This window comes from Deinococcus multiflagellatus, assembly GCF_020166415.1.
Taxonomy (GTDB): domain Bacteria; phylum Deinococcota; class Deinococci; order Deinococcales; family Deinococcaceae; genus Deinococcus; species Deinococcus multiflagellatus.
The window spans coordinates 83,178-98,243 of sequence record NZ_JAIQXV010000006.1 but is presented as its reverse complement, the minus strand read 5'-3'; the positions used below and the strand labels follow the sequence as shown (position 1 = coordinate 98,243).

The 15,066-nt window shown below is 70.8% G+C and carries 15 protein-coding genes; 11 read left to right on the top strand and 4 right to left on the bottom strand.

What is annotated here, in order from left to right:
• The first annotated feature begins 47 nt into the window (after positions 1-47).
• From K7W41_RS09860 to nagZ, 6 genes are all read left to right on the top strand, one after another.
• Positions 48-908 carry a MurR/RpiR family transcriptional regulator gene (locus tag K7W41_RS09860; RefSeq protein ID WP_224607471.1) on the top strand — a complete coding sequence of 287 codons (861 nt, stop codon included), beginning with the start codon at positions 48-50 and terminating at the stop codon, positions 906-908.
• A 31-nt stretch (positions 909-939) separates the two neighbouring features.
• Positions 940-2,193, top strand: coding sequence for an ABC transporter substrate-binding protein (locus tag K7W41_RS09855; RefSeq protein WP_224607470.1), 1,254 nt, complete (start codon positions 940-942; stop codon positions 2,191-2,193).
• Positions 2,194-2,339: 146 nt separating this feature from the next.
• Positions 2,340-3,245: a carbohydrate ABC transporter permease gene (locus K7W41_RS09850; RefSeq protein ID WP_224607469.1), complete on the top strand. Its 906-nt coding sequence runs from the start codon at positions 2,340-2,342 to the stop codon at positions 3,243-3,245.
• Entirely contained in the window at positions 3,242-4,120 is an 879-nt protein-coding gene (locus tag K7W41_RS09845; protein WP_224607468.1) for a carbohydrate ABC transporter permease, read from the top strand. The genes K7W41_RS09850 and K7W41_RS09845 overlap by 4 nt, the downstream gene beginning before the upstream one ends.
• Positions 4,117-5,163 carry an SIS domain-containing protein gene (locus K7W41_RS09840; protein WP_224607467.1) on the top strand — a complete coding sequence of 349 codons (1,047 nt, stop codon included), beginning with the start codon at positions 4,117-4,119 and terminating at the stop codon, positions 5,161-5,163. The genes K7W41_RS09845 and K7W41_RS09840 overlap by 4 nt, the downstream gene beginning before the upstream one ends.
• A 5-nt stretch (positions 5,164-5,168) precedes the next feature.
• Positions 5,169-6,647 carry a beta-N-acetylhexosaminidase gene (gene nagZ, locus K7W41_RS09835; RefSeq protein WP_224607466.1) on the top strand — a complete coding sequence of 493 codons (1,479 nt, stop codon included), beginning with the start codon at positions 5,169-5,171 and terminating at the stop codon, positions 6,645-6,647.
• Positions 6,648-6,683: 36 nt separating this feature from the next.
• On the opposite strand, the gene K7W41_RS09830 is transcribed toward nagZ, so the two are convergent.
• Positions 6,684-7,520 (bottom strand): AfsR/SARP family transcriptional regulator, encoded by an 837-nt coding sequence (locus K7W41_RS09830; RefSeq protein ID WP_224607465.1) that lies wholly within the window; start codon positions 7,518-7,520, stop codon positions 6,684-6,686.
• A gap of 199 nt (positions 7,521-7,719) precedes the next feature.
• On the opposite strand from K7W41_RS09830, the gene K7W41_RS09825 reads away from it, so the two are divergent.
• Complete coding sequence (locus K7W41_RS09825; RefSeq protein WP_224607462.1) at positions 7,720-8,166, top strand: Rrf2 family transcriptional regulator; 447 nt, start codon at positions 7,720-7,722, stop codon at positions 8,164-8,166.
• Between the two features lie 52 nt (positions 8,167-8,218).
• Here the strand turns inward: K7W41_RS09825 and K7W41_RS09820 are convergent, their stop codons facing one another.
• The gene (locus K7W41_RS09820) at positions 8,219-8,710 is read right to left on the bottom strand and encodes a universal stress protein (RefSeq protein WP_224607460.1); all 492 of its coding nucleotides are present in this window, start codon (positions 8,708-8,710) and stop codon (positions 8,219-8,221) included.
• Positions 8,711-9,141: 431 nt separating this feature from the next.
• Between K7W41_RS09820 and K7W41_RS09815 the strand changes: the two genes are divergently transcribed.
• Genes K7W41_RS09815 through K7W41_RS09805 form a run of 3 tightly spaced genes read left to right on the top strand, consistent with a single transcriptional unit; the run spans position 9,142 to position 10,708 of the window.
• Positions 9,142-9,573, top strand: coding sequence for a truncated hemoglobin (locus tag K7W41_RS09815; protein WP_224607458.1), 432 nt, complete (start codon positions 9,142-9,144; stop codon positions 9,571-9,573).
• Complete coding sequence (locus K7W41_RS09810; RefSeq protein ID WP_224607456.1) at positions 9,566-9,862, top strand: cupin domain-containing protein; 297 nt, start codon at positions 9,566-9,568, stop codon at positions 9,860-9,862. Before K7W41_RS09815 ends, K7W41_RS09810 begins: the two co-directional genes overlap by 8 nt.
• A 24-nt stretch (positions 9,863-9,886) precedes the next feature.
• A complete protein-coding gene (locus K7W41_RS09805; RefSeq protein ID WP_224607454.1) occupies positions 9,887-10,708 on the top strand; it encodes a YwiC-like family protein in 822 nt (273 codons plus the stop codon).
• A gap of 873 nt (positions 10,709-11,581) precedes the next feature.
• Here K7W41_RS09805 and K7W41_RS09800 read toward each other — a convergent pair.
• Complete coding sequence (locus K7W41_RS09800) at positions 11,582-12,052, bottom strand: universal stress protein (RefSeq protein WP_224607452.1); 471 nt, start codon at positions 12,050-12,052, stop codon at positions 11,582-11,584.
• Positions 12,053-12,238: 186 nt separating this feature from the next.
• Between K7W41_RS09800 and K7W41_RS09795 the strand changes: the two genes are divergently transcribed.
• Complete coding sequence (locus K7W41_RS09795) at positions 12,239-14,689, top strand: putative bifunctional diguanylate cyclase/phosphodiesterase (RefSeq protein ID WP_224607450.1); 2,451 nt, start codon at positions 12,239-12,241, stop codon at positions 14,687-14,689.
• A gap of 27 nt (positions 14,690-14,716) precedes the next feature.
• Here the strand turns inward: K7W41_RS09795 and K7W41_RS09790 are convergent, their stop codons facing one another.
• Positions 14,717-15,004, bottom strand: a complete 288-nt coding sequence (locus K7W41_RS09790) for a PAAR domain-containing protein (RefSeq protein WP_107137390.1) — start codon at positions 15,002-15,004, stop codon at positions 14,717-14,719.
• Between the last annotated feature and the right edge of the window lie 62 nt (positions 15,005-15,066).

The window sequence follows — 15,066 nt, the reverse complement described above, 5'->3', positions numbered from 1 at the left end:
CAAGATACCTTCATCAACCGCACCGCCGACCCAGGCCAAGGAGGCCCATGAGTCAGACGCTTTCACGCCCAGCCCACACCCAGGGGGCGATCAGCCGCATTCGGCTGCATGCCCACAGCCTGTCTCCCTCGCTCAAACAGGTCGCCGACCACGTGCTGCGCGACGCCGAAACCGTCATCCACCAGACCATCACCGAACTGGCCGCCTCGGCGGGCGTGGGTGAAGCCACCATCACCCGCCTGTGCCGCAAGCTGGACTTTGCGGGCTTTCACGCCTTCAAGATTGCCCTGGCCGCCGATGTGGCGGGCCGCGACAGCAGCGCCCAGGCCACCGACACCGACCTGACCGGCCACACCGCGCGCCTGGTCAAGCAGAGCACCCTAACCCTGGAAGACACCGGCCGCCTGCTGGACCCCGATGTGATTGAAGCGGTGGCCGACCAACTGGCCCGCGCGCCCCGGGTGGACATCACCGGGCAGGGCAACTCCGGACTGGTGGCGCAACTGTTCGCGCACCGCCTGCTGCGCCTGGGCATCACGGGCGTGGCCTACACCGACCCCCACGTGGCGGCGGTCAGTATTTCCACCCTGCCCCGGGGCGGCGTGGTCATCGGCCTGACCAGCTCGGGCAGCACCATTGACACGGTGCAGCACCTGCGCCTGGCGCAGAGCCACGGCCACTACACCGTGGCGATTACCCACCGGGCCAGTTCGCCCGTAACCCGCTACGCCAGCAAGGTGCTGTTTACCTCACGCCAGGAAGAACCGCTGACCGACGCCGTGCTGGACACCCTGATCTCGCAGACGCTGGTGCTGGAAGTGCTGTACGCCGCGCTGCTGGCCCGGCGCCCCGAAGCCGCCGCCGTGCTGCGGGTGACAGCCGAAAGCGTCGTCGAGAAAAAGTACTAGAGCCCCCCACGTCCCCACAAGGAGAGACGCCATGAAACGAGCCCTGAGCATTCTGACCCTGAGCCTTGGCATGACCGCCCTGTCGAGCGCGAGCGCCCAGACCACCGTGACCTTCTGGACGTGGTACCTGAGCCCCAAGTTCGACAACTACATCAAGACCACCATCGCCGCTTTTGAAAAGGCCAACCCCGGCATCAAGGTGCAGTGGTTCGACAAGCAGGACTCCATGGTGCAGGACTTTATTGCCAGCGTGAACCTGGGCAACGCCCCAGACGTGGTGAACCTGAACATTGACGAAACCCAGAAAGCCGCCCAGAACGGCTTCCTGCTGGCGGCCAGCGACCTGACGCCCCCCGCCACCCTGCAGCGCACCTTCTACGGCCAGAGCCTGAAGAACTTCACCTCCGGCGGCAAGGTCTTTGCCTACCCCTGGTACGGCTGGCTGAACGAGGGCGTGCTGCTGTACAACCCGGACCTGCTGAAAAAGGCCGGCCTGACCCGCGCGCCGCGCTCCACCAGCGAGATGCTGAATTACGCCAAGACCATCAAGGACAAGACCGGCGCCTACGGCTGGGTGCCCGCCCTGAAGGACCCCAACACCGCGTCCTTCCTGGGGTACTTCTACGCCGAGGGCCTGCCCATCTACGCGGCCGACGGCAAGGCGGCCTTTAACACCGCCCAGCACGCCGCGCTGCTCAACCAATTTGTGACGCTGTACCGCGGCGGCTACATCCCCGAAGACGCCGTGCGCCGCGAGGCTTTCCAGCTGGCCACCGAGCTGTACGCGCAAAACCGCGTGGCCATGATTGTGGGCGGCCCCCAGGCCCTCACCCGCATCAAGGACACCAACCCGGGCCTGTACGCCAAGACGGTGGTCACCGAAGCCCCGGTGGGCCGCGCCAACGTGCAAACCGGCGGCAGCATGGGCCTGGTGATTCCCAAGGCCAGCAAGAACCCCGAAGCCGCCGCCAAACTGGCCGCGTTCTTCACGAACAACGCCAACCAGCTGGCCTTTGCCAAGGTGGTGCCCATCGTGCCCACCACCCTGGGCGCGCAGACCAGCGTGCAGTTCAAGGTCACCAGCCAGGACCCCGTGGCCAAGGCCACCGGTCTGGTGGGCGCCTCGGGCCGCTTTATCAACCCCGGCTACCGCGCCCCCGGCAACAGCGACGACCTGTACAAGAACTTCAACGACAACATTGAAGCCGCGCTGCTGGGCAAAAAGACCGCGCAGCAGGCCCTGAACGATTCGGTGACCTACTGGAACGCCAACATGAAGAAGTGAGGTGAGGGGCGCGCCGGCCTGAGCACCGGGCCCCGGCGCCCCACACCCCACCGTGCCGGGGGCCTGCTCGAACTTCCGGGCGGGCCCCCGGCTGCTTCCCCCGCCCGCCGCCCCGTTCAGCCCTCTTTTCCCCGAAAGGACACCGCATGCGAGTTCCCTGGCGCACGACGCTGCTGTCGTATACCTTCCTGGCCCCGGCCCTGATCCTGCTGGCCGTGTTCACCTTCTATCCGCTGCTGTACGGCTCGTATCTGGGCTTTACGGAGTACAACGGCGCCCGGTTCGCGCAGGGGCTGGACCCCAGGTGGGTGGGCACCGCCAACTTCGAGAAGCTGCTGGCCGATCCCCTGTTTCTCACCGCCCTGAAAAACAGCGTGAAGTACCTGCTGGTGGTGCCCGCCCTGCAACTGGCGGCGCTGGCGGTGGCGGTGCTGGTGAACAAGCAGCTGCCCGGCATGGCCATTTTCCGCGCCGGGTATTACGTGCCGGTGGTGACCTCGGTCTCGCTGGCCGCCGTGATGTGGGAATGGGTGTTTAACCGCGAGGGCACCCTGAACTGGCTGCTGCGGTCGCTGGGGCTGACCTCGCCCGAAGCCCAGTTCGGCTGGCTGAACTCGGAGGCCTGGGCGTTCTGGGCGGTCATGCTGGTCACCTTCTGGCGGGGGTTCGGCTACTACATGGTGCTGTACCTGGCGGGCCTGCAGACCATTCCCGAAGAACTGGAGGAGGCAGCGGTGCTGGACGGCGCCAGCGCGTGGCAGCGCTTCTGGAAGATCACGGTGCCCCTGATGCGCCCCACCATTTTGCTGTGCACGCTGCTGTCCACCATTGCCGCGCTGCGCGTGCTGGAAGAGGTGCTGGTGCTCACCAACGGCGGGCCCCTGAACTCCACCTACACCGCCCTGATGTACGTGTATGCCAAGGCCTTCCAGGGCTTCGACTTTGATTACGGGCTGGCCAGCGCGGCCGGTCTGGTGGTGGCGGCCGTGGCCCTCATCCTGTCTTTCGTCAATTTCAAGCTCTTTAACCGCCCCGAGGAGGACCAGGCATGAGTCTGACCGCCGCTACTCCGGCGCGAGCGGCCGGGCGGACCCTGGCGTGGCGCAAACCCGCAGCCGTGGTGCTGCGCTACGCCCTGCTGATCCTGATTCTGGTGTTCGCGCTGTTTCCCTTTGTCTGGACCCTGGCGATTGCCCTGACCGACAAGACGGCCGGCACGTCCATCTACGCCTTTCCGCAGAGCCTGTTTCCGGCGCGCGTGACCATCCACAACTTCGTGGATGTCTTCCGCTCCTTTGCGCTGGGCAAGGCGCTGTGGAACTCGGTGGTGATCACGGGCCTCACCGTGGCCGGCACCCTGCTCATCTCGGCGCTGGCCGCCTACCCGCTGGCGCGCTTCCGCTTTCCGGGGCGCGGCCTGATCTTCGGGGCGATTCTGGCCACGCTGGTGCTGCCCTCGGAAACCACCTTTATCGTGAACACGCTGACCCTTAAGAAGCTGGGGCTGCTGGGCACCCACTGGGGCGTGGTGATTCCCACCATCGCCGGGGCCTTTGGCATCTTTCTGATGCGGCAGGCGTTCGTGTCGGTGCCGGTGGCGCTGCTCGAAGCCGCGCGGCTGGACGGTGCCAGCGAACTGACCATCCTGACCCGGATCATGCTGCCACTCACCAAGCCCTCGCTGGCGGCGCTGGGCATCTTTACCACGGTAACCACCTGGAACGCCTACTTCTGGCCCATGCTGGTGCTGTCCGGCGCGCCCGACAAGGCCCCGCTGGCGGTGGCCGTGCTGAAACTCAAGGGGCAATTCAACTATGACCCGTTCAATATTGCGGCCGGGGCGATCATCATGATGCTGCCTGTTCTCATTGTGTTCCTGGCGGCCCAGCGGCTGTTCCTGCGCGGCATGGAAGGAGCGGTGAAATGACGCGCCCAGAAGCGGCGGGCGAGCCCCTGATGCTGCGCGAGGCCCGCGAGGCCCCGCAGGTGGTGGCCCGGCAGGCCCAAGACCGTGACGTCACGCGCGCCGCGCAGACCATCGCCGCCTTTGCGCCCGCGTTCGTGGTCACGCTGGCCCGGGGGTCTTCGGATCACGCCGCCACCACCCTGCGCTACGGCATCGAAACGCACCTGCGCCTGCCGGTGGTGAGCGCCGCGCCCAGCGTGGCCGGCGTGTACCACGCGGACGTGAGCTACCAGGGCGCGCTGGTGCTGGCCATCAGCCAGTCGGGGGGCAGCCCCGATCTGGTCGAGACGCTGGCCCAGGCGCGCCGGGGCGGGGCCCTGACCTGTGCGCTGGTGAACACACCCGGCAGTCCGCTGGCCCACGCGGCCGACCTCGTGCTGCCGCTGCACGCCGGCGAGGAACGCGCGGTGGCCGCCACCAAAAGCTACCTGGCGGCCCTGACGCTGGGCGCCCAGCTGCTGTGCGCGTGGCGCCCGGATGAGGGCCTGAGCGCCGCCCTGAACCGCCTGCCCGAGGCCCTGGCCCTGGTGCTCGAAGGCGAGGAGCGCGCCGCGCAGGCCGCCGGGCGCCTGACCGGCGACCAGACCACGCTGGTGCTGGGGCGCGGCCTGCACGCCGGGGTCGCCGCCGAAGCCGCCCTGAAACTGCAGGAAACTGCCGGTGTGGGCGCCCTGGCCTTTTCCACCGCCGAATTTGCCCACGGCCCCGCGCGGCTGGCCGAGCCCGGCACCCCGGCGCTGTTCTTTCAGGGGCGCGACGCCACCGCGCCCTTCACCGCCGACAGCCTGGAAACCCTGCGCGGCTACGGCGCCCAGGTCACCCTGATTGGCGACGATGTGGCGGCGCAGCGGGCGGACCTGCCCACGCCCCCCACCGGGCACGCCCTGACCGACCCGGCTGTTTCCGCGCTGGCCGCGCAACTGCTGATTGCCCACGCGGCCCTGCGCCGGGGCGAGAATCCGGACGCGCCGCCCCGCCTCGCCAAAGTCACCCGGACGAGGTGAGGGCCGTGATCTCCCCTGCCCGCACCCTGATCGTGGACCTGCCCGGCGCCGCCTTGACCGCCGCCCAGGCCCACTGGCTGCGCGCCCTGAACCCGGGCGGCGTGTGCCTGTTTGCCAGGAATATCACCACGCCCGAAGCCACCGCCCGGCTGGTGGCCGACATCCGCAGCGCGCTGGAACGCGACGTGCTGATTGCCACCGACCAGGAAGGCGGGGCGGTGCTGCGCCGCCTGGACGGCCCGCAGCCCCCCACCCCCCAGGGCCTGGGCGTGCTGGGCGATGAACAGGCCGCCTTTGAAGCTGGCGCGCTGGCGGCGCGGGGCCTGCTGGAACTGGGCATCAACTGGAACTATGCCCCCAGCCTGGACGTGAATGTGGACCCGCTGAACCCGGTGATCGGTGAGCGCTCCTTTGGCGCGGACCCGGCGCTGGTGGCGCGGCTCGGCGTGGCCTGGGCCCGGGGCAGCGAGTCGGCGGGGGTGCTGAGCGCCGTGAAACATTACCCCGGCCACGGCGACACCCGTGTGGACAGCCACCTGGCCCTGCCCGTGGTGAACAAGACCCGCGCCGCACTTGAAGCCTGCGAGTGGGTGCCGTTCCGGGCCGCCGCGCAGGCGGGCGTGGGCAGTGTGATGACCGCCCACATCCTCTACCCTGCGCTGGACCCCGAGCGCCCCGCCACCCTCTCCCCCGCCCTGCTGGCCGGGGTGCTGCGCCAGGCCTGGGGCTACGACGGCGTGATCGTGACCGACGCGATGGACATGAAAGCCGTGGCCGACCGTTACCCGCACGGGCAGGGCGCGCCGCTGGCCCTGGCGGCCGGGGCCGACGCCGTGCTCGTGTGCGGCCATGGCGACCAGCGCCTGCACGACGTGCACGCGGCGGCGCTGGACGCGGCGCTGCTGAGCGGCACCCTGGACCCGGCGCGCCTGGATGAAGCCGTGGCCCGCCTGGACCGGGCGGCGGCGCGCTTTCCCGGCACCCCCCAGCCCTACAGCCCCGCCCAGCGCGGCCAGGACGAGGCCGCCACCGCCCGTTGGGCCCTGGGCGCGCTGGAACGCCGGGGCGAGGTGCCCGCGCTGGACCCGGCCGCGCCCGCGCTGCTGTTTGCGCCCGACACGGGGGAGCTGGGGGGCCCCTACGGCGACCACCTGGGCCTGGGCGCCCTGGCCGAGGCCCTGCGCCCGGCCCTGCCCGGCCTGCACGCCGCCCCGGTTGAGGACCGCGCGGCCGTGGAGAATCTGCTGTCGCGGTTTCCCGGCGCCCCCGTGCTGCTGGCCACCACGGGCCGCTGGGGGGTGCCGGAAGCCACGCGGGCCCTGGCCACCCGGCTGGCGGGCCGCCCGGCTGTTCACCTCGCGCTATGGTCCCCGGACGCCGCGGCCGAACTGCCGCTGCCCGCCCTGATCACCCACGGATTTCGCCGCGCCCAGTTGCAGGCCGCCGCCCAGGCCCTGACCGGCCGCCAGCCCGCCCCGGCCTGAAGCGCCTGTCGGCGGCCGGGGCCAGCCGGGTGGCCCTTACGCGAGGTTCAGCAGTTCAGCGTAGGGGCCAGGGCAGCGGCCATCGCTGGTCAGCGGGCAGCTGCGCAGCAGGGGCGCGGCGGCCTTCTGGCCGTGCTCGCACAGGCGCTCGCCGCGCTTGATGCGCTCGGCGAGCACCACCGTTTCGGGCATGGGCGCGTCTTTGAGGTCGTCGCGCAGAAAGCGCACGAAGCGGCGGTAGTGCTCGGTGGCCGCGTATTTGTCTTCGACCACCGACAGGCAGGTCATCAGCTTCTGGTGGTGGTTTTCCCCCAGAAAGGGGTCGCGGCGCAGGGCCGCCACGAGGTCCTGCACCGCCAGTTCGCAGTGCAGATGCTCGCAGTGCAGCACCGAGCGCTCCAGGCAGGCCCGGGTGTAGGCGGCTTGGTGCTCCTCGCGCGCGGGCAGCACCCACTCGGCCTGAAGGTGCGGCAAAAAGTCGCCGCCATATTCCGCAATGGCCCGCCCCAGCGCCAGAAACCGGGCTTCGCCCTCGCTGTGTTCGGCCTCGGCCAGCGCGGCATACAGCCGGAAGACATCGCTGGCGCGCAGCACCTCGTCCGACAGGCGGTAGGCGCCGTACGCCTCGGTGATGCAGCCCGGCGCCCCCAGGCCAGCGCGGGCCCGGTGCAGGGTCACGCGGAAACGGTTGCCGCTGCGCGCCGTCTGGTCCTCGCGCCACAGCGCACTGATGATGTCCTCGCGGGTGCGCCCCTCGGGGTGGGCCATCAGGTAGAACACGAGGTCGCGCGCGCTTTCGGCTTCCCATTTCACAGGCTGGCCGCCGCGCAGCACCTCGGCGCGGCCCAGCGAACGCAGAATCAGTTGGGTCATGGACCACCTCGGCAGGGGGCGAACAGGCGGGAGCTGCGCAGCACCGGGGGTACCCTAACGGCCTTCATGGGCCCTTAATGTCACCCAGGCCAGCATCCATCGGCGGCGGCCTGCAGGGCCAGGCGCCCGCCTTCCCGAGTCTAGATTCTGTTAAATTGGATATCAAGCTCCGGATTCCGCCGCAGCGCGAGGTGTGCCTATGTTCTCCCAGACTGCTGAATACGCGCTGCGCGCCGCCGTGACCCTGGCGCGCCAGCCCGACACGGCGCTGAACGCCGCCGAACTCGCGCGCCAGACCGAGGTGCCGGGCACCTACCTGTTCAAGGTGATGGCGCAGCTGGCCCGGGCCGGATTGGTGAGCGCGCTGCGCGGCAAGCGCGGCGGGTACCGCCTGGGGCGCCCGCCCGCGCAGATTTCCATTCTGGACGTCATCAATGCCGTTGACCCCCTGCCGCGCCTGCGCGCCTGCCCGCTGGGGCGTCCGGAACATCTGCACCGCCTGTGCCCCCTGCACCAGCAGCTGGACGACACCTATGCCCAGATTGAAGCCACCCTGCGCGCCCGGCCCCTGGCCGATCTGGTGGAAAACCCCCTGACCACGCCTGTGCCCGTTTCCCTGTGTGCGCCGCTGGCCAGCCCCAGCTGAGCCAATCCAGGGAAGCGCCGTTCAGGACACGCGGGGCCCAGCCGTGTGGGGATCAGGACGGCTTGGGTCGCCCCGGTGCTCCCGCTGCCCGGGGAACGCGGCGGGCGTCTTCAACCACGCGCTGCCAGGGGCGGCCACCCGCCGCCTGCGTGGGCGCCGGAGCGCAGGCCAGCTGCACCGGCAGGCCGCTGTTCGCCGCCAGGGCCAGGGCCAACGTGCCCTGCGCGTCGTCGGCGGCGCTGCCGTCACCGCCCACCCCCAGCACAATCAGATCGGCGCCGCTGCGCGCGGCAAACGCGGCAATGGCCGGCGCGGCCTCCTGGCTGCCGGGGGACAGCAGGGCGGTGGCCGGGGGACGGCGGGCCCCCGCTGCCAGGGCCTGCAGCTGCGCCTGGGCCTCTTCCCGGCTGGCCGCTCGGTCGCTGCTGAGCACCCACAGCAGGGTCACGCGCCCGCCCAGCGCCCGGGTCAGCCGGTAGGCCTGCTGCGCCGCGTGGGCGCTGGCCGGATGGTTGGTGGCGGGCACCAGGATGTGCCGGAACATAGGGCTCCTTTGGCAAGAAGGTGAGGCAACAGGGGACGGCGGAACGGGCGATTCGGGTCAGGGGCAGGTAGGCGCCGGACCTCCCGGTGGGCCTGCACGCGGCGGCAAGGGCATCCGGTCTCTTGCAGAGAAACGGACGTGGGCTTCAGCACCGTGCCTTCTGGCCCAGCGCCTGAAGCGCGCTGGCGCCGGGGCGGTGCGCCCGCGCGGCAGGGCGCCCATAAACGCAACTTGCTGCATGAGTCCTCCTCGGGGGGCGCGGGGCCGCATCCCCGCACCATTCGGAGGCCAGGATGCGCGCAGGGCAGTTACGGGGCCGTTACGGAGCGGCCAGGGATAAATGGCCCTGACCGGCCCGGGGGGTGCGGGCCTAAGCTGAATCCGGATAGGTTTGTCCACTTTTGGTATGCCGCTCCCCTGGAGGACCACCGATGATGACGCTCTACGACCGCGTGGGCGGCGAGGCCGCCGCGCAGCGCCTGGTGCACGGCTTTTATGCCCGCGCCCGCCTTGACCCCCAGCTCAGCCCAGTCTTTGCGCAGGCGGCCGGGGGCGACCCGGGCCGCTGGTGGGCGCAGCACCTGCCCAAGATGGTGCGGTTCTGGATCACGGTGGCCGGCGGCCCCGCCAGCTATCACGGCGCGCCGGTGGCTGCCCACGACGGATTGGGGCTGGTGGCCGCGCACTTTGACGCGTGGCTGGCGCTGTGGGCGCAGGTTCTGCAAAAGCAGCTGCCGCCCGACTGCGCCGCCGAACTGTACGGCCGCGCCGCGCGCATGCGCACCGTGATTGAGCGGCACGTGGCGGGCCAGCCTCTGCCCACGCCAGAGGCCTACCGCCGGGCAGAGGCGGGCCATGCTTGAGCAACTGAGCACCCCCGGCCCACTGCTGCGCACCCCGGGCGTGCGCGTGCTGCTCCGGGCCCTGCCACCGGGCGGCGAGATCCCGGCCCACGCCCACCCCGGCCACGAGGTGCTGGTCACGGCCTTGTCAGGTGAATTGACCCTGTGCACCCCCGGCACCACCCTGACCCTGAACCCCGGCGAACTGGCCCGGCTGGACGACACCACCCCGCTGGCCCTGCGCGCGGGCCCGGCAGGCGCCACCTTCAGCGTGACCCTGACCCGCCGGGACGCACCCCCCACCCCCTGAGCCCCGCCCCAAGGAGCCCCCAAAGTGACTGCTGCCCCCCTTGCCCCGACCCCCCAGCCCCGCCGGTTACCCCTGCGGCCCATTGCCCTGCCCGCCGAGCATGGCGGCTGGAGTCTGCTGCTTGAACCCCTGGTGCTGGCGCTGCTGCTCGTTCCCTCTGCGGGCGGCGCGCTGCTGGCGGGCGCCGCAGCCAGCCTGTTTCTGACCCGTCACCCGCTCAAACTGGCGCTGAATGACCGCCGCCGGGGCAAGCGGTATCCGCGCACCGCGTGGGCCGAGCGCTTTGCGGCGCTGTACGCCGCCCTGGCCCTGGGGTGCGGGCTGGCGGCGCTGGCGCTGGCCGGGGGCTCCTGGGGCTGGCCGCTGCTGCTGGCCGCGCCCCTGGCCCTGCTGCAACTGCGCTTTGACGCCCACAACCGTGGCCGCGACCTGCTGCCCGAGATCGCCGGGGCCGCCGCCCTGGCCGCCGCCGCCCCCGCACTGGTGCTGGCCGGGGGCGGCGACGCCCGCGTGGCCTGGGCGCTGTGGGCAGTGGCCGGCACGCGGGCAGCGGTCAGCATTCTGTACGTGCGAGCGCGGCTGCGGCTGGAACGCGGCGCGCCCGCCCCCGGACGTGGTCCGGTGCTGGCGCACGTCCTGGCGCTGGGCGGAATGCTGGCGCTGGCTGCCCTGGACCTGGTGCCCACGCTGAGCGTGCTGGCCTTTGGGGCGCTGCTGGCCCGCGCCGCCCACGGCCTGTCCAGCCAGCGCCGCCCGGCGCGCGCCACGGTGATCGGCCTGCGCGAACTGCTGTTCGGCCTGCTCACGGTGGGCAGCACCGCGCTGGGTTTTGCGCTGGGCCGCTAGGGCCGCCTTCCCCCACCCCGCTGTGTGAGCCGCCTCTCCGTGAGGGGCTGATCACGGCGGCCAGGGGACCTGCACCTTTGCCGCTGCCCGCGCCCTGGCCGCCCGAACTCGGGGTGTTGAGCTGGCGTACGGCGACCGGAGCAGCGCCCGCATAACCCGGGGCCGCTGTTCAGGAGGGGGGCGGCAGCAGTCATGCGTGGCGTCCAGGGGAGGAGAGCACCCCCTGGGCGCCACGCCACCCGCCCTCTAAGATGAACCCTTCAGCCGCGCTTCCGTCCACTTCCGGACCATCCAGCTCTTTTCTGGATGTTTCCCGCCTTCGGCGCTGTGCCAGCCCAATACCTGGACCTCTGTACCCTTTCCCTCTGCTGCGTAGCCCGGTCAGTCTGGTCGAAACAATTCCGTCACGCCTGATGGCCTGTTTCGGAAACCGTATCAGGATATGGGGTGACCGCTCTGGGAGGGGCTGGGCGAGCCGTGCTTTCCCCGCACGCGGTCACGTGACCACTGGCTGGCCCAGCCGCTGATCTTCCAGGGTAGCCTGATTGTCAGGGCCAGCACTTTTTCGCTCCCTTTGGCTGGTTCAATGGTGCGAACAGTATTCAAGCGTGGCGGGTGGCCCATGGCAGAAAGGTCGTCTGGCACGCCCCACTCGCCGCCCCCCTCCCGGCCTCCCCCACGAGGGGGGAGGGGAAAAACAGCGTGTTTGTCAAGCTGTCCTCTATGGCATGCTGAAACTGTCTGCACCATTGCTGGTCGCGCTTCGAGAGTGGCGTTACCCAGTCCAGCGACCCTGTTCGTGTGGAACGCGGTGTGGCCTGGGAACACGTTCTCTTTGTCGCCACAGGGCCCGCAGGCGGCTCTGGGGCGCGCCTAGGCGGGGGCTTCACTGCTGCTCGTCTGCGGCGCCGGGTCGCCCGCGCGCACCAGCAGCACCGGCACGGCCGCGTGGCGGGTTACTTCTTCGGCCACGCTGCCCAGCAGTAGACGGCCCAGACCGCTGCGGCCGTGGGTGCTCATCACAATCAGGTCGGCGCCCTGGGTCTGGGCACCGCGCAGCAGACTGCGGGCCACCGTGCTGGCGCGGCTGTCGAGCAGCACCGTCTGGGTGCCGGGGCGCGCCGTGGCCGCCCGGCGCAGCACACTGCGGCCCTGTTCCTGGGCCTCAGCCAGCTCCTGCACGTAGTCGCGCACGTAAGGGCCTTCGTGGCCCGCCAGCAGATCGGGCACCACGTAGGCGACCGTCAGGGCCGCGCCGCAGGTGTCGGCCAGCCCGGCCGCCAGGGGCAGCGCCGCGTCGCCGCAGGGGCTGCCGTCAGTGGTGACAAAGATGTGTTTGAACATGGGGTCCTCCGGCCGGCCACGGCGGTAGCCAGGGGCAGCGTGCGCCCGCCCTGTTACGGGGCCGTTACCGGGGCCCGGCCGGGGGGCGGCGCCCAGCTGAGGTAAGGTAAAGCCCTCAGCGCTTCTGTCCGCCCCGGAGACCGCCCTGCTGGCCCCCACCGCCGCCCTGGTGCCCGAGGTCGCCCCATGTCGTCTTCCCCACCATCTTCGCCCAGCCGCCTTCTGCCCCCGGCCCCGGGGCGCGTGACCTTTGCCCTGTGCGCGCTGCTGCTGGGGCTGCATGCCCTGTGGGTGGCCTTTCCCCAGGGCGACCCTGTGACCCGGCTGTGGATCAGCAGCCTGATCTACATTCCCACCTTCATCTTTGCGGGCCTCACCTGCCTGTGGAACGCCCGGCGCCACGGGGACGAGCGGGCGGCGTGGCGCATCCTGGGCGCGGGGCTGATCTCGTTCGGCGTGGGGCAGGCGCTGTACGCCTACCTGCTGCTGGTGCGCCAGGACCCTCCGTTTCCCTCGGTGGCGGACATCGGGTTTCTGCTGGCCCTGGCGCTGTATGCCTGGGGCTTTCTGCGCTTCCGGCACCCGCCGCTGACCCGCTGGGACACCCTGCGCCTGGGCGTGGACGTGGCGATCATCATGGCCGCCGTGGGGGTGTACGCGTGGCAGTACGTGCTGTGGGGCGTGTTGAAGGCGTATGCCGGGCAACCCGTGGCCGCCATGATCGGGCTGACCTACCCCGTGGGCGACCTGCTGCTGCTGAGCATCCTGCTGCTGATCTCGCTGCGCGGCGGCGCCCGCCCGGGGCCCCGGGAAACGCTGCTGGCGGCTGGCCTGCTGGCCCTGATCGTGGCGGATCAGGCGTTTATCGTGCTGGGCGCGGCGGGCACCTACCAGGAAGGCTCGTGGCCGGACGTGTTCTGGGCGCTGGGGGCCACCCTGTTTGCCGCCGCCTCGTTCCGGCCGCCGCAGGAGCACGCGCTGTTTGCGCCGCTGGCGGCCCTGCACCGCGCCGCGCTGTTTCTGCCCTACGTGGCGCTGGCAGCGGCCTTTGCGCTGCTGATTGCCACGCACGGGGCGCCGGGCCCAGCGGCGCGGGGGGTGCTGTGGGGCACGCTGCTGGTCACGGCGCTGGTGGTGGTGCGGCAGGTGCTGGCCTTTGTGGACAACGCCCGCCTGACCGCCCAGCTGCGCCAGCTGTCCGGCGAACTGGAAGGGCGGGTGCAGCGCCGCACCGCTGAACTGAACCGCGCCAACGCCGCCCTGCGCGAGCTGACCGACGACCTGGAGCGCAAGGTGCGCGAACGCACCGCCGAACTGGAAGCCAGTCAGGCCCGGCTGGCCCACCAGGCGCAGCACGACGTGCTGACCGGCCTGCCCAACCGCGCGCTGTTTCAGGACCGCCTGGAGCGCGGCATTGCCACCGCCGTGCGCGAGCGGCGCAAGGTGGCTGTCCTGTTTATTGACCTGGACGGCTTCAAGGCGGTGAACGACACCCTGGGCCACGCGGCGGGCGACGAACTGCTGCGCGAGGTGGCCGCGCGGCTGCAGGACAGCGTGCGCCGCAACGACACGGTGGCCCGGCTGGGCGGCGACGAATTCACGGTGATGCTGCTGGGCATTCACAGTGCCCAGGACGCCGCGCTGGTGGCCGCCAAGATTCTGGACCGGCTGCGCCAGCCTATCCCCCTGGACGGCGCCCAGGCCCATGTGACGGGCTCTATTGGCGTCAGCCTGTACCCCGACGACGGCGCCGACGCGCTGGACCTGCAGCGCTTTGCCGACCTCGCCATGTACCGCGCCAAGCAGGGCGGCAAGAACAACGTGACCTTCTACGCCCCGGAAATGAACGCGGCGGGCACGGCCCGCTCCAGCATGGAGGTGGGGCTGCGCGGCGCCCTGGAACGCGGCGAGTTGCAGGTGGTGTACCAGCCGCTGCACGACCTGTCCGGGCAGGTGCGCGGCGCCGAGGCCCTGCTGCGCTGGCACAGCGCCGCGCTGGGTCATGTCTCGCCCGCCACCTTCATTCCGGTGGCCGAGGACACGGGCCTGATCATTCCCATCGGCACCTACGTGCTGAACGAGGCCTGCCGCCAGCTGGCCGCGTGGCGCGAGGCCGGGCGGCCCATAGAGCGCATGAGCGTGAATGTCTCGCCCGCGCAGTTTGTCCGGGACGACTTTGTGGACGTGGTGCGCCGGGCGCTGCAGAGCTGGCGCCTGCAGGGCCGCGATCTGGAACTGGAACTCACCGAACGCATGATCATCCGCGATGTCGAAGGCGTGTCGCGCCGCATGGCCGAACTGCGCGCCATGGGCGTGCGCCTGAGCATTGACGATTTCGGCACTGGCAACTCGGCCCTGAATTACCTGATGACCCTGCCGGTGACCACCCTGAAGGTGGACCGCACCTTCGTGCAGGCCCTGGAGGACTCGCCGGGGGCCTACCGGATCGTGCAGGCCATCGTGGCGCTGGGGCACGCCCTGGGACTGGACGTGGTGGCCGAAGGCGTGGAAACCCCCGCCCAGTTGCTGCAGGTGCGCGACCTGGGCGTGGAGCGCACCCAGGGCTTTCTGCTGGGCCGCCCCGGCCCCCCCGAGGAACTGAACTGGGAGGGCGCCCCCGAGAGCCCGCTGAACTGAGGCAAGCAGCCTGGGCTGGGGCCCGCTCTACCCCCCGATATTCACCGTGGGGGCCCCGGCCACGATCACGCCGCCGTGGGCCGTCATGTCGCCCAGACGCGCGGCGGGCTTCTTGTTGATAAACACGGTGGCGCTGCCCCGGGCGATGGTGTCGGGCGGGCCAGAGCACACGCACATGTCGCCCACGCGGGCCGCCGGCATGCGGCCAATCATGACCGTGGGGCTGCCCATGTTGACTGGCCCGCCCACATGGGGCGATTTGCCGTCGTACAGGGGGCAGGTGTGGTTGTCACCAACGCGCGCGGCAGGGGGCATGGGGGCAGTGTACCCCGCTGCCTGGGGGCTGCCCAGCCAGGTTGCGGCGGAAGCGACGCGGC

What these genes read in the sequence shown, in the direction of transcription:
- K7W41_RS09860 (WP_224607471.1), top strand. Translation starts at nt 48, where the DNA reads ATGAGTCAGACGCTTTCACGCCCAGCCCACACCCAGGGGGCGATCAGC.
- K7W41_RS09855 (WP_224607470.1), top strand. Translation starts at nt 940, where the DNA reads ATGAAACGAGCCCTGAGCATTCTGACCCTGAGCCTTGGCATGACCGCC.
- K7W41_RS09850 (WP_224607469.1), top strand. Translation starts at nt 2,340, where the DNA reads ATGCGAGTTCCCTGGCGCACGACGCTGCTGTCGTATACCTTCCTGGCC.
- K7W41_RS09845 (WP_224607468.1), top strand. Translation starts at nt 3,242, where the DNA reads ATGAGTCTGACCGCCGCTACTCCGGCGCGAGCGGCCGGGCGGACCCTG.
- K7W41_RS09840 (WP_224607467.1), top strand. Translation starts at nt 4,117, where the DNA reads ATGACGCGCCCAGAAGCGGCGGGCGAGCCCCTGATGCTGCGCGAGGCC.
- K7W41_RS09830 (WP_224607465.1), bottom strand. Translation starts at nt 7,520, where the DNA reads ATGACCCAACTGATTCTGCGTTCGCTGGGCCGCGCCGAGGTGCTGCGC.
- K7W41_RS09825 (WP_224607462.1), top strand. Translation starts at nt 7,720, where the DNA reads ATGTTCTCCCAGACTGCTGAATACGCGCTGCGCGCCGCCGTGACCCTG.
- K7W41_RS09820 (WP_224607460.1), bottom strand. Translation starts at nt 8,710, where the DNA reads ATGTTCCGGCACATCCTGGTGCCCGCCACCAACCATCCGGCCAGCGCC.
- K7W41_RS09815 (WP_224607458.1), top strand. Translation starts at nt 9,142, where the DNA reads ATGATGACGCTCTACGACCGCGTGGGCGGCGAGGCCGCCGCGCAGCGC.
- K7W41_RS09810 (WP_224607456.1), top strand. Translation starts at nt 9,566, where the DNA reads ATGCTTGAGCAACTGAGCACCCCCGGCCCACTGCTGCGCACCCCGGGC.
- K7W41_RS09800 (WP_224607452.1), bottom strand. Translation starts at nt 12,052, where the DNA reads ATGTTCAAACACATCTTTGTCACCACTGACGGCAGCCCCTGCGGCGAC.
- K7W41_RS09795 (WP_224607450.1), top strand. Translation starts at nt 12,239, where the DNA reads ATGTCGTCTTCCCCACCATCTTCGCCCAGCCGCCTTCTGCCCCCGGCC.
- K7W41_RS09790 (WP_107137390.1), bottom strand. Translation starts at nt 15,004, where the DNA reads ATGCCCCCTGCCGCGCGCGTTGGTGACAACCACACCTGCCCCCTGTAC.